The organism is uncultured Gimesia sp. (assembly GCF_963972345.1).
Classification (GTDB): domain Bacteria; phylum Planctomycetota; class Planctomycetia; order Planctomycetales; family Planctomycetaceae; genus Gimesia.
Genome location: NZ_CAXAVM010000184.1, coordinates 1 through 13,944 on the forward strand (window position 1 = coordinate 1; position 13,944 = coordinate 13,944).

9 protein-coding genes are annotated in these 13,944 nt (G+C 52.9%); 8 read left to right on the plus strand and 1 reads right to left on the minus strand.

The annotated features are described in order from the left end of the window. Positions 1–32: 32 nt before the first annotated feature. Positions 33–935 (plus strand): hypothetical protein, encoded by a 903-nt coding sequence (locus AACZ40_RS23050; RefSeq protein ID WP_291168438.1) that lies wholly within the window; start codon positions 33–35, stop codon positions 933–935. On the opposite strand, the gene der is transcribed toward AACZ40_RS23050, so the two are convergent. Continuing rightward, positions 932–2,365 carry a ribosome biogenesis GTPase Der gene (der, locus tag AACZ40_RS23055; protein ID WP_291168436.1) on the minus strand — a complete coding sequence of 478 codons (1,434 nt, stop codon included), beginning with the start codon at positions 2,363–2,365 and terminating at the stop codon, positions 932–934. The genes AACZ40_RS23050 and der overlap by 4 nt on opposite strands. A gap of 320 nt (positions 2,366–2,685) precedes the next feature. Between der and hpnC the strand changes: the two genes are divergently transcribed. From hpnC to AACZ40_RS23090, 7 genes are all read left to right on the plus strand, one after another. After that, on the plus strand, positions 2,686–3,657 hold the full coding sequence (gene hpnC / locus AACZ40_RS23060) for a squalene synthase HpnC (protein WP_291168434.1): 972 nt from the start codon (positions 2,686–2,688) through the stop codon (positions 3,655–3,657). Between the two features lie 806 nt (positions 3,658–4,463). Continuing rightward, complete coding sequence (locus AACZ40_RS23065; RefSeq protein ID WP_291168432.1) at positions 4,464–7,313, plus strand: ribonucleoside-diphosphate reductase subunit alpha; 2,850 nt, start codon at positions 4,464–4,466, stop codon at positions 7,311–7,313. Between the two features lie 70 nt (positions 7,314–7,383). After that, complete coding sequence (locus AACZ40_RS23070; protein ID WP_291168431.1) at positions 7,384–8,466, plus strand: ribonucleotide-diphosphate reductase subunit beta; 1,083 nt, start codon at positions 7,384–7,386, stop codon at positions 8,464–8,466. A gap of 263 nt (positions 8,467–8,729) precedes the next feature. Then, positions 8,730–9,209, plus strand: a complete 480-nt coding sequence (locus tag AACZ40_RS23075) for a hypothetical protein (protein WP_291168429.1) — start codon at positions 8,730–8,732, stop codon at positions 9,207–9,209. 750 nt (positions 9,210–9,959) lie between these two features. Further along, on the plus strand, positions 9,960–12,278 hold the full coding sequence (gene metE / locus AACZ40_RS23080; RefSeq protein WP_339676007.1) for a 5-methyltetrahydropteroyltriglutamate--homocysteine S-methyltransferase: 2,319 nt from the start codon (positions 9,960–9,962) through the stop codon (positions 12,276–12,278). Positions 12,279–12,408: 130 nt separating this feature from the next. Continuing rightward, complete coding sequence (locus AACZ40_RS23085; RefSeq protein ID WP_291168425.1) at positions 12,409–13,413, plus strand: cobalamin-binding protein; 1,005 nt, start codon at positions 12,409–12,411, stop codon at positions 13,411–13,413. Positions 13,414–13,437: 24 nt separating this feature from the next. Next, a partial coding sequence (locus AACZ40_RS23090) for an iron chelate uptake ABC transporter family permease subunit (protein ID WP_339676009.1) occupies positions 13,438–13,944 on the plus strand: 507 nt, incomplete at its 3' end.

Here is a 13,944-nt window from a genome sequence, read left to right on the forward strand (position 1 = left end):
GAAAGGTGATTCCATACCAGGGAGGCAGGAACATGAGACGAATGATTTTCGCGGGCCTGATCTTGATGATATTGCCCCACACCGCTGAATCAGAAGAGATCAATGCAGCAGCGAGCACCGCGCTGGTGAACCTGAATCGTGAGTTCATCAATGCGCATGCGGTCGCCAGGAAGTTAGACCTCGCCTCTGGCGGGCCGATCATTCTGCTTGAGGATGGAAAGCTCGTTCTGGTCCGCAATGGGTCGGAAACGACTTCGGAAATGCTTCTTCCACGGTACGATACGGTAAAAGTCTTTGCGCATATGCCGGTAGCGATCTATCTTATGCTCGGCCCACCCGTTGCCGGCCAGCTCGACACGCAGCGTCTGCAACAACTGGCTGACTATCATAGGCAGATCGACCGCGTTGAGAAACAGATCGAGCACATGGCGCTGGAAGCAACAAGCCTCAAACGGCAGCAACAGCTTCTGGCTGATTCCAGGCAGTTCCTGGAAAAGGTGATTCAACGGCAGGAGTTCAGCACTGAAGAGTTGCATGCTTTCACGCGCAGTATGCTGCCGATGATTCAAGCGAATATTGCCGAAGCAGCGTCGAGTCAACTCGATACCATGCATGAGCAGGTCATGGCCTGGAAAAAAGAATTGACGCCGGAAGAATGGCAGAAACTGCGCGTCTCGGTGAAAGGCGCTGTGCTGGCCCGCGATGACAATCTGGCAATGCAGTACTTTGAGCGTCTATTGAATCTTGAGGGGCCTGGCATGCGGCTCATTTACATGGAACGCTATGTTCCTCCCACACCGATGCTGAGTTTACTGGCCACTCGCTCTGTCGATCGCGGAATCAGCATCGCCTTTTTCGACAATCCAGACCGGATGTTCCGCGACGTACTGGCAGACGCCGCGAATGCACACATCAAGACAATGAAATTCGATTAGACTGTATCCCCTTTTTGATTTCGATGCTCGTTCGGGCTGAAAACTTCGAAGTCTTCCTGCTCGACCATGTCCAGGCTGGGGCTCGATTCGTCTTTCGCATCTTTCGGGCGGTAATAGATTTTAATCGGGATCTCTTTAAACGGGAGTGCTTCCCGCAGTACGCCGCTCAGGTAACGCTTCCAGGAGTCGGTAAACAGTTTCTGGTCGTTACATTTCAAGACGATTGTGGGCGGCTCGGTGGCCACCTGTGTTGCGTAGTAAATTTTGGGACGGTGGTTTTTGGAGTAGGGGGGCTGATTGTTCTGGATGGCTGCCCGGACGATCTTATTCAGGCGACCGGTCGAGACACGAATCCGTGACTGTTTGTAAATCGTCTGTGCCAGGTTGATCACCTGCTTGATGTTGCGGGAGTCCTTCGCGGTTACAAACGCCACGGGGGCGTGCCGCATGGTACGGAACTGGGACGTCAGATATTCATCCCATTTTTCCGAGGTCATTTTCTTTTCGCGGCCCAGGTCCCATTTATTAATCACGAAGATACAGGGTTTATGGTTTTCTTCAATCTCGGCGACCAGCTGTTTGTCGACTTTGGAAACGGTCTCCTGCGAATCAAAAAACATCAGCACCACATTGGCGCGACGGATGCTGCGTTTCGCCCGGGTTAAGCCGTAAAATTCAATGTCGTTCGCCAGGCTTTTCCGTTTTCGTACGCCCGGGGTATCAATGGCCAGAAATGATTTGTCGTCGAATTCAAACCGGATATCGACGCTGTCGCGGGTCGTGCCGGCGACTTCACTCACGATCATCCGCTCCGACTCAGCCAGCGCATTGATGAAGGTACTTTTGCCGACATTCCGCCGACCGACAATGGCAATTTTCAGTTCGGGATCCGCCGACAGCGAATCCCCCTCCGACTCTTCCAGCTCTTCTGCCGGGGGGAGCTGATCCATGATCTCATCGAGTAATTCATTCCGGTTCCGGTTCCCTTTGACACTCGTCAGCACAACGGGGGAATTCGTCAGGTGATAGAACTGCGCTGCTTCGTCATCGGTTTTGGTGGAATCGCATTTGTTGATACACAGGATTTTGGGTTTCTCAATCAACCGTAATCGCGTGGCGACTTCTTCATCCAGGTGTGCCACCCCCAGGGAACCATCAACGACAAACAGGATCAGGTCGGCTTCATCAATGCCTACCTGGATCTGGCGTTCAATGTCTTCTGAGAGATCGTCACTGTCGGTAATGCCGATTCCGCCGGTATCCACCAGTTCAAAATAGCGATCTTTTTCATGAACGAGATACGTCACGCGATCGCGGGTGACACCAGCGGTCGGGTCGACGATCGCCACACGGTGGCCGGCAAGCCAGTTGAAAATGGAACTTTTGCCAACATTGGGGCGCCCCACGATAGCAATTTTGGGAATGGCCATGGTTTTACGTTTTTCTTTGGAAAGCGTTTTCAGTGTGAATCGAACAGGATTGGGTTGGCTCTCTTGATTTCCAGCCTTGAGACCTGTATCCCTTTAGTCTGCTGGTATCAGAATCTGTTGAGCGCCCGCCGATTCGAAGTATGTATATTCTGCTGGCATTCAGAGCGTGCTGATGCCGGGCGGTTATGAAACAGAACTCGACAGGCCGCCTGCGACGGCTTCTGGCATAGTAAGCGGTTGAGTCATATTTCTTATAGATTATCCAGTTGGGAGACGATTGTTAATCAACTGGCGCTATGCGTTTGGGAAGTTCCGGCTAAATGACGGCATTTGAGCATGAATTGGCGGCCTGGGGGCCCGATTCCCCCTGTTTTCAGGGAACGGATGCTCCAGTCTCCCTGGCTGAGGCCCAGGCGTATTGCCGTAAAATCGCCCTCGGGCATTACGAGAATTTCCCCGTCGTCTCGTGGGCGCTGCCTCGGGAATTGCGTCCGCACTTTTATCACATCTATGCCTTCTGCCGCTGGGCCGACGATCTGGGTGATGAAATCGAAGACGCCGACCAGTCACTCAACCTGCTCGCCTGGTGGCGGTCTCAACTGGTGAAATGCTATCAGAGTATTCAGAATGCCGCGGAAGATGCGCAGCCGTCATCCACGTCCTGTCTGCATCCGGTATTTATTGCGCTGGCTCCCACTATTGTCAAATATGACTTGCCTCAATCCGCCTTCGATGACCTGATCCAGGCGTTCGAGCAGGATCAGCGGATCAGCGAATATCAGACGTTTGCAGAACTGCTTTCGTACTGCCAGAGAAGCGCCAATCCGGTGGGGCGGCTGGTGCTGCACCTGTGCGAGTCGGTTACCGAAGAAACGCTGGCCTGGTCCGATTCGATTTGCACGGGATTGCAGTTGGCCAATTTCTGGCAGGACGTCGCCCGTGATTTCGCCATCGGCCGCATCTATCTTCCCCGGGAAGACTGCGAGCAGTTCGGCTATACCAGAGAGCAGATTGAGCGGAACGAATTCAACGAGTCATTTCAGAAATTGATGGCGTTTGAAGTGCAACGCGCGCGGCAGTACCTGCTGGAGGGAGTGCCTCTGATCGCACAGCTTCCCGGTCGCCTGCAGGTGGACATCGATCTGTTTATCCGGGGAGGCTTGAAGATACTCGATCACATCGAACGGCAGCAGTTCAATGTCTGGAAACAGCGTCCCCAGGTAACCCGTTTCGAGTTTGGTATAATGCTCTGCCAGAGTCTGATGCGGCGTATCACGGGCAGGAATCGTTGATTTGCCAGGCCATCAGCAGGTTGTATGAGGAAACAGACTGCATGAAACTCTGATGAAGAATCGCGTAATCTGATGTTTTGCCCTCTTTCAAGCTGGTCTCTTTTTGCAAGATGAGGGGGCATTTGAAAGTTTGACGGTCAGCCGGTTCAGAAAAAATTCTTTTACAATATTCCGTGATCTGAAGATTGGATTTGAATGAAATTTGTGTGTAGTTTCTACAAATACAGTGTTTTGCAGAGTCTCGCTAATGATTCTTGACATCTTTGGACGATGTCCAACATTTAGTATTGACTACTGAAATATACACACTATATTGGGTGTTACGAGTGAGTGGCTCACACAAAGTGCTAAACAAGTGTTTCGGTGTGGGTCAAGAAAAAGGTGGTTTTACCAGACCTTCTGACAGTGTTGATTTGAATAGTTCCGGGCCGTGCTCTTGTCTCTCTCCAGACTGCACAACATGCCTGCAACCTGCTCATAAAACCTGTCTCTCAGGGGTCTGGTGGATCCTCAGCTCTCACATTCAGATGGTTTTAGAAATCGAATTTCAGATCAGTGAGGGGTTCGTAAGAGCAAACGGAGTTGCCAGTTCATGCACCATGGAAATGTTGCCTGCCTGCTCCCGTCTCTTCATGTTCCCTGTCTTGTCTGTTGTTACATTCCTGGCCTTCTGTCGCGAGCTCGCTCATTGTGGGGCACTGTGCGTGCAACTGCGGTCTCATCACAACGTTTCTCATTGATACACAAGCTGCTGTCGGCATGGACACAGCCGGATTTTTAGCATTCCATTTAAAGGAGGCAATCGAATGATTCGAGCGCAAACAGAATGGGTCGTCACGAAGCGCGGGGGACGGACAGCTCCCTTTGATGCATCGCTGATCGGTCGGGCAATTTCCAACGCTTTCCGCGCGGAACTGAACCTTGCGGATAATCAACCACTCGATGACGAAATCCGGATGGAAATCCCGGAGATGGTCGAGTCGGTCGCCAATGAAATTGCAGCCGCGGCCAGTTCCGACGCCGGGGTTGAAGTTGAAAAAATTCAGGACGTCGTCGAGATGATGCTGATGCGACGCGGGCACTATCGCATTGCCCGCCGCTACATCGTCTATCGGGCAGAACGCGCCAAGCTGCGTGCACTCCGTGGATCGTCTGACCTGGTGGAAGAATCCGAAACCATCAAATCCACAACGCCCCGGTTTCATGTGATTCTGACAGACGGGACCAAGGTTCCCTTTGATGAAGCCCGCATTCTGGCACGACTTTCCGATGCCTGTCGCGGACTGGAAGGCGACTGTTCCGCGGAAGCACTGCTGGAAGAAGTCATGCGTTCGATCTTCGATGGTATTTCTGTCGAAGAACTGTACCGTGCGATGATTCTGGCGGCCCGTACCCGGATTGAACGTGATCCTGCCTACGATACGGTTGCTTCACGACTGATGCTGAAAATTATCTATAACGACGCCCTGGGAAATGCACCCTCGGACGTTAATGAATTGAATCAGCTGTATGTCGATCGTTTTCCCAAGTTCCTGGAAGACGGCATTGCCGCCAAACGACTGACAGCCGATCTGCATAAGTTCGATCTGAGCCGCATCGCCCTGGCACTCGAACCCAAACGGGACCACCTGTTCCAGTACCTGGGTCTGCAGGCCATCTTCGATCGTTACCTGCTGCACATTGGTGGCCGACGCATTGAAACACCCCAGTATTTCTGGATGCGGGTCTCCATGGGACTGGCGATTCAGGAAGAAGGGGATGCCACCGGCCGGGCGATTGAGTTCTACAACATCCTCTCCTCGTTCCGATTTACATCGGCAACGCCGACGCTGTTTAACTCAGCCACACTGCATCCGCAGTTGAGCTCCTGTTACCTGTCGACGGTGAACGACGATCTGGATCACATCTTCAAGTGTGTTGCCGACAATGCCAAGCTCTCCAAATGGGCCGGCGGACTGGGGAACGACTGGACACAGATCCGGGCGACCAACTCTCACATCAGTGGTACCAATGGCCAGAGCCAGGGCGTGATTCCGTTCCTGAAAGTGGTCAACGATACCGCGGTTGCCGTGAACCAGGGCGGAAAACGCAAAGGCGCTGTCTGTTCCTACCTCGAAACGTGGCACATGGATATCGAAGAGTTCCTCGACCTGCGTAAAAACACAGGCGATGATCGACGTCGTACCCATGACATGCACACTGCCAACTGGATTCCCGACCTGTTTATGCGTCGCGTCCGCGAAGATGGTGAATGGACTTTATTCAGCCCGAATGATGTGCCTGATCTGCACGATCTGTATGGTCATGATTTCGAAAAACGCTACGCCGAATACGAACGCATGACAGAGACCGGCGAAATCAAACTGTTCCGCCGTATTTCTGCTGTCGAGTTGTGGCGTAAAATGCTGACACGTCTGTTCGAAACCGGACATCCCTGGATTACCTGGAAGGATGCGTCCAACCTGCGTTCTCCCCAGGATCATGTCGGCGTTGTGCACAGCAGTAACCTCTGTACCGAAATCCTGCTCAACACCTCGCGGGATGAGACGGCGGTCTGCAACCTGGGTTCAGTGAACCTCAAGCTGCACATTGTCGATGGTCAGCTTGACCTGGGCATGCTGGAAGAAACCGTTCGGACTGCAATGCGGATGCTGGATAACGTGATTGACATCAATTACTACCCCACTCCCGAAGCACGCAACTCGAATACCAAGCATCGCCCCGTCGGTCTGGGAATCATGGGTTTCCAGGATGCCTTGCTGGCCCAGGGCATCAGCTATGCCAGCATGCAGGCCGTTGAGTTTGCCGATGCCAGCATGGAAGCCATTTCCTACTTCGCGATCCTGGCTTCTTCGGAACTGGCCGGCGAGCGGGGACGTTATGGTTCTTACACCGGTTCCAAGTGGGATCGGGGTCTGTTACCCATCGACACGCTGGACCTGTATGAAAAAGAACGGGGTATTCCGGTCGAAGTCGATCGCCAGACCCGCCTGGACTGGCAGGTCGTTCGCGATTCCATCGCTGCCAACGGCATGCGTAACAGTAACGTGATGGCGATTGCTCCAACGGCGACGATCTCCACGATCATCGGTGTTTCTCAATCGATTGAGCCTTCCTACAAACATCTGTATGTGAAGAGTAATCTTTCCGGCGAGTTCACCCAGGTCAATCGCCAGCTGGTGGACGACCTGAAAGCCGTCGATCTGTGGGATGCGGACATGCTGGAAGCCCTCAAGTATTATGACGGTTCGGTTCAGGAAATTGAGCGGATCCCCGATGTACTGAAGGCCCGTTACCTGACGGCGTTTGAAGTCGAACCCAAGTGGACCATTGAGTGTGCCGCCCATCGCCAGAAATGGATCGATATGGGACAGTCACTCAACCTCTACCTGGAAGAACCCTCCGGCAAAAAACTGCATGAGATGTATATGCTGGCCTGGGAACGCGGGTTGAAGACCACTTACTATCTGCGAACACTGGCAGCCACCCAGGTTGAGAAGTCAACCGTGGACGTCAACAAGTTTGGCATTCAGCCCCGCTGGATGAAAAACGCCAGTGCTTCAGGGGATATTCAGGTCGACCGGGAGCCCGCCGCCACGATGGTGACGCCCGGCGAAAGCTGTAACCTGGACGGTGATTGCGAGGCCTGCCAGTAATCACAGTCTTTTCATCCCCGCTCTCAAACGTGTTCAGTCTTATTCAATAAATGGATTTCAAAAAGGTGTTATGATGACAATCCTTAATGCAAATACAAATTCCAATACATCGGTCACTCCAGTGGGGGATACTCCCACAGGCCGTTTCAAAGCAGATAAAAAACGCCTGATTAACTGCTCTCAGGTCGACGTCAACCAGCTGATGCCTTTAAAGTATCACTGGGCCTGGGAACATTACCTGAATGGTTGTGCCAACCACTGGATGCCCACCGAAGTCGGCATGACCAAGGACATTGAAACCTGGCGTTCCAGCAAACTCAGCGATGGCGAACGTTTCGTGATCATGCGGAATCTGGGCTTCTTTGCGACTGCAGAGAGCCTGGTGGCCAACAACATCGTGCTGGCCATCTTCAAGCATGTGACCAATGCGGAATGCCGTCAGTACCTGTTGCGTCAGGCCTTTGAAGAAGCCGTGCATTCGCACACCTTCCTGTACATCGTCGAAAGCCTCGGGCTCAATGAGTCGGAAGTCTTCAACATGTATCACGAAGTTCCCGCGATTGCGAAAAAAGATCAGCTGGAAATGGAGCTGACCTCGGAAATTCTCGATCACGATTTCACAACCGATACCTTCGAAGGGGCCCAGGCCTTCCTGAAAAATCTGATCGGTTACTACCTGATCATGGAAGGACTCTTCTTCTACACCGGTTTCGTGATGGTGCTTTCGTTCCATCGTCGTAACATGATGACCGGCATCGGCGAACAGTTTCAGTACATCCTGCGGGATGAAACCATTCACCTGAACTTCGGCATCGACCTGATCAACGGCATCAAGCAGGAAAACCCGGGTCTCTGGACTCCCGAGTTCCAGCAGTCGATTATCGACCGCATCAAGTATGCCGCCGAGCTGGAAATCGAGTACGCCAAAGACTGCCTGCCGACCGGCATCCTCGGTCTGAACGGCGACCTGTTCCGCGAATACGTGCAGCACATCGCTGACCGTCGCCTGGAACGCATTGGCCTGCCCCCCCAGTACGGTTCTTCGAATCCGTTCCCCTGGATGAGCGAAACGATGGACCTCTCGAAGGAAAAGAACTTCTTCGAAACCCGCGTGACCGAATACCAGAGCTCCGGTTCATTAAACTGGGACTGATCCGTCCGCAACAAAAAAACAAGGCACCCTCGCAGGGACCACCAGCCGGTGGTCCCTTTTTTCGTGCGCGGTGTGATATGTGATACAAAAATGAACTTTAAATGATCGTAAATGTCTCTCGGAGAGGAACACGGTAAACTGATCGTGTGGGTAGATATGGAAGCAGTTTTGCAATAGTTAGTTAGGCCTGGTATCTCGGATACGAGCACTGTTTAACCAGGCTTGCAGAATTGATGTGACTGCTTTCTGCTTTCAAAGGTAACATGATGGTGAAAGTCAAATTATTGAAAATGATAGACAGTTTAAATGATGCCCTTATTAAAGAGTACTCCTTCGATGTGGCAACAATTTATGAGGAACTAAACTCTGCTTCTCAAGCAGGGTTGTTAGAGAATGCATGGCGTAAGAAGTTACCGGAATGTCAGATTCAAATGTTTCTCGACGTACGAAGAAATGAAATCGAATCGAAATGGAATCAAAAGTATGAGCAATTAAGACGAATTTTAGACTATGGTGGTATTCTTGAATATGAAGAGATGATGCTTGTCCTGTCACTCCGGTCGGGTCTTGAATTATGCAAAAACTATCTGTCTTTTGAGATTAGTGAAAAACTGCGAGTACTTGATCGAGGATTGAAAGAAACCATTGAAAACAATCTTAGCGTGCAAGCTGATTGCGCAGTTCAAATTAAAAGTTCATTTCTTCCTTTCTTGGAATCTCATTGGTGGTGGCGAAAAACGTAAACGGCGCTCATGTTTCCCATAGCTTGCTGGTTATAAAGCAGAGAAGCCCTGTTTCAATAGACGACAGGGCGAGAGTGAAGGAAAAAAATCATCAGGAACTCATCTTCAGATTCGCGTGTCATCAAGTCAGGTTTCGTCATCTCAACCAATGACTGTTTTGACTGATTTTCAAGTTGACGCAATCGGGGGCGGCTGTTAAGCTCTGACTCTGGAATTGAGAAGACGCCTTGATTGCGGCTTTTCTTCCAGCGTCCTTTTGGTTTTCACAGGAAAACAGGTATGACCCTTTATATGCAGCGTGTGCACTGGTGTGACCGGCTGTATGTCTCGCCCGAATACAGACGGGTTGGAGACGCCGACGAGTCTGACATGCCCTTGGTCTGAAACGGACACTGCCGTTGCGCGCCTGCTGTGATGCAGGCGTCTTTCACTGCGTAAGAACTCTGAGAGTCCCTCTGCGCAGATATCAGGTCTGCTGCGTTCTTTGATTGGAAGAACGTCTCTGCCTGCGCGCAGCCAGCCGCGATCTATCTCGACGCCGTGTCCTGTTTCGGACCATTAAACTCATCGACCCACTCATCGTTTTTTAATACGGTTTGTGAACACACTCCCGGTCTGCGCACTGTCTGCGTCTGATTTGCGGAATACTTCACAGACACGATAACGCTACCGGTGCGCACACTCTATAGAAGGTGCGCAACACAAACTGTTTCACCATCCTATTCATTTGAAAATAAAAGGAGCCTGTGAATGGCTATTGCTACGAATCTTGGATTCCCCCGTATCGGCGCCCACCGTGAGCTGAAACGAGCCGTCGAAAAATTCTGGACTGAAAAAATCAGCGCAGCAGAACTGCAGCAGATCGGTCGCGACCTGTGTGCAACACACTGGAAACTGCAACAGGCGGCAGGAATCGAACAGATTCCGTCGAATGATTTCTCGCTGTATGATCAGGTGCTGGATACGACAGCCATGGTCGGTGCGATCCCGGCCCGTTTTCAATGGACGGGCGGAACCGTTGATCTGACAACCTATTTCGCAATGGCGCGAGGCGGAAAAGGGGGCAAGTCGGTCAACGCGACCACTGCCGGTGTCGCCGCGCTGGAGATGACCAAATGGTTTGATACGAACTATCATTACCTCGTTCCCGAGTTCGAACCTGATCAGCGGTTCCAACTGGCGTCGACGAAAGTCATCGACGAATTCCTGGAAGCGAAAGCCCTGGGCATCGATACCCGTCCGGTCATACTGGGCCCGGTCTCTTTTCTGCTGCTGGGGAAATCGGGAACCGCTGACTTCGACCGCTTAATTCTGCTCGAGCACCTGCTGCCCGTGTATGTGGAAGTACTGACCCGGCTGTCAGCTGCCGGTGCCACGTGGATTCAGATCGACGAGCCCTGCCTGGTCCTCGATCTGACGACGGAGCAGCGTGTCGCCTTTCAGCGGGCCTACGATCAGCTCTCGATGATCCCCGGCGGAATCAAGATCGCGTTGACGACTTACTTTGGTCCTCTCGGGGAGAATCTGCCGACCGCCGTTTCACTGCCGGTCGCTGCGTTGCACATCGATCTGGTCCGCGCTCCTGAGCAACTGGACGACGTGCTGGATCAACTGCCGGCGGATGTGGCGCTCTCACTGGGCGTGATCGACGGTCGTAATATCTGGAAGAACGATTTCGAACAGTCACTGGCGTTAATTGAGAAAGCGGTCGAACGGATTGGCGCGGATCGCATTCTGATCGGTCCTTCCTGTTCGCTGCTGCATTCGCCCGTCGATCTGGAAAACGAAACCGATCTGGATTCAGAAATCCGACAGTGGCTGGCCTATGCCCGGCAGAAGCTGGCTGAAATCTCTGTTCTGACTCAATGTATCAATACAGGGAGAGAAAGTGTTGCAGACGATTTGAATGAGAATCTGTCCGCGATGAATGCCCGCCGCAATTCGCCGCGCGTGCATCGTCGGGAAGTGAAAGAACGCAGTGCCGCCGTGACCGAACCGATGCGGACCCGTAAGAGTCCTTATGCAGAACGCCACGTTTTGCAGCAGCACGCGTTGCAGCTGCCGCTGTTTCCGACAACGACCATCGGTTCGTTTCCGCAGACGGATGAAATTCGCAAGGCGCGTGCTGCGTTCAAGAAAGGGGAATTGACAGAAGCGGCTTATGAGCAGTTTCTGCAGGCATGCATCGCCAGTGATATTCAGTATCAGGAATCCGTCGACCTGGATGTGCTCGTGCATGGCGAAGCCGAACGGAATGACATGGTGGAATATTTCGGCGAACAGCTGGAAGGTTTTCTCGCCACGAAAAACGGCTGGGTGCAAAGTTACGGCTCCCGCTGTGTGAAGCCGCCGATCATCTTCGGTGATATTCTGCGCAAGGGACCGATGACCGTGAAATGGACAAAGTACGCACAGTCCTGCACGCAGAAACTGATGAAAGGCATGCTGACCGGGCCGGTGACGATTCTGCAATGGTCGTTTGTTCGTGATGACCAGCCTCGCAGCGAAACCTGCCAGCAGATTGGCCTGGCGATACGTGATGAAGTGCTGGACCTGGAAGCCGGCGGGATCCGGATCATTCAGATTGACGAGCCGGCGGTTCGCGAAGGCTTGCCGCTGCGTCGTTCCGACTGGCCCGCGTATCTCAAGTGGGCGGTCGACTGTTTTCGCCTGTCGGCAGCGGGTGTGGAAGATGAGACCCAGATTCACACGCACATGTGTTATTCCGAATTCAATGACATTATTGAAGCGATTGCCGCTCTGGACGCCGATGTGATTTCGATTGAAACCTCGCGGAGTAACATGGAGCTGCTGGATGCCTTCGTTCAATTCCGCTATCCCAATGAAATCGGACCGGGCGTGTATGACATTCATTCGCCCAGAGTGCCGACGGTGGAATGGATGGTTGATCTGCTTGAAACAGCATTGAATGTGCTGGAGCCACGACAGTTATGGGTCAACCCGGACTGTGGACTGAAGACCCGCAAATGGGACGAAGTCAGGCCCGCCTTACAGAACATGGTGGCTGCCGCGAAGACACTGCGGGCGAAAGTGAACCTGGCGGACTAACGTGATCGGCAGGATCAGAACCGTGTTGTGTTCAGCCCGGAATGACTGAAAACGGTCATTCCAGGCTGATTTATGATGAATCAGCGTCTGCCACTTCCAATTTGAGAAAGGATTCGATACCAACAACCTTATGAATAGCCATTTAAACAAACTGTGTCTGCTGTTGTGCCTGTGGGGAATGATCGCAGGCTGCCGACCCGAAGCGACCAGCCCGGGTTCCGCGCAGGCGGTGCAGTCTGAAGCGAAAGAGACGCGGGAGCCACAGAATTCGGTGGCGTACCCTGTCACGGTGACTGACTATCGCGGGCAGGATGTGACAATTCAGAAGCAGCCCCAGCGGATGATTTCGCTGCTGCCTTCCCACACGGAGATTCTGTTTGCGATTGGCGCGGCAGAGCAGATGGTGGGGTGTACGACACTCTGTGATTATCCGCCGGAAACCAGTGAGTTGAAAAAGATTGCGTTTGCCAACCCGGGCAGCATCAGCCTTGAAGCACTGGTAGAACTGCAGCCGGACCTGATCATTCTCGGCGGTGATTATCATCGACTGCTGGCAGAGCAGCTGGAAAAAATCCAGGTGCCGGTGCTCTCTTTTGAATCGCAGTCGCTGGCGGACATCGAGAAATCCATTCAGGGAATCGCGAAAGCGACCGGGCACACATCTCGCGGAAAACAGTTAATCCATCAAATCAATGCGGATATCCAGGCGATTCAGGAACAGATCAAACCGTTTCAGGAGCGGGGGCGCCCGCGGGTGTTTTATCAGGTCTGGGATCAGCCTTTGATGACGGCAGGGCCTGAGTCATTCATCGGTGAGCTGATCACCCTGGTGAGCGGGGAAAATATTTTCAGTGATGTGAAAATTGCCTATCCCCAGGTCAGTGAGGAAACGCTGATCGTGCGTAATCCGGATGTGATTCTGCTGCCCGGGCTCAAAAATAATCAGCAGGCTGATCCGCGCGAAGCGATTGCCACATTACAACAGCGGCCGGGCTGGCAGGAAATGACCGCCGTGAAGAATCAGCGGATTTATATTATTGAAGATGACCTGATTTCGCGTCCCGGTCCGCGGGTGGTGCAGGGGCTTCAAAAAGTGGCCCAGGCATTGTACCCTGAAGCTTTTCCGAAACCCTGACCTTCCGAATGGACGCTGCCGTTCATGCAACCTCGCAATCAATATCTGGCCTGGCGTTTCCTGCCTTTACTGGCGGGACTGTTGCTTGCGCTGCTGGTGGGAATTCATTTCGGGGCGGTCTCGCTTTCGCTGGAACAGATCTGGCAGGGGCTCTGGAATCCGGCAGAAGACTCTTACATACATACAATACTCTGGCAGATCCGTCTGCCTCGTGTGATTCTGGCGGCCTGCGTGGGGGGCGGCCTGGCGGTGGCGGGTGCTGCATTTCAGGGAGTGTTTCGCAATCCACTGGCGGATCCGTTTGTGATTGGTGCCTCAAGTGGTGCCGCTTTGGGAGCCACGCTCGCACTGCTCCTGATCGCTGGCAGTATTACTGTCATCACGGCGACCTGGCAGATCCCGTGGCTGATTCTGGCTGCCTTTGTCGGTGCACTGCTGGTTGTCTGCGGCGTGTTTATGATCGCTTCATTAAGCAGCTTTGGTCGCAGCGCACCCCTGTTGACGCTGATTCTGGCGGGGATGGCGCTCAGC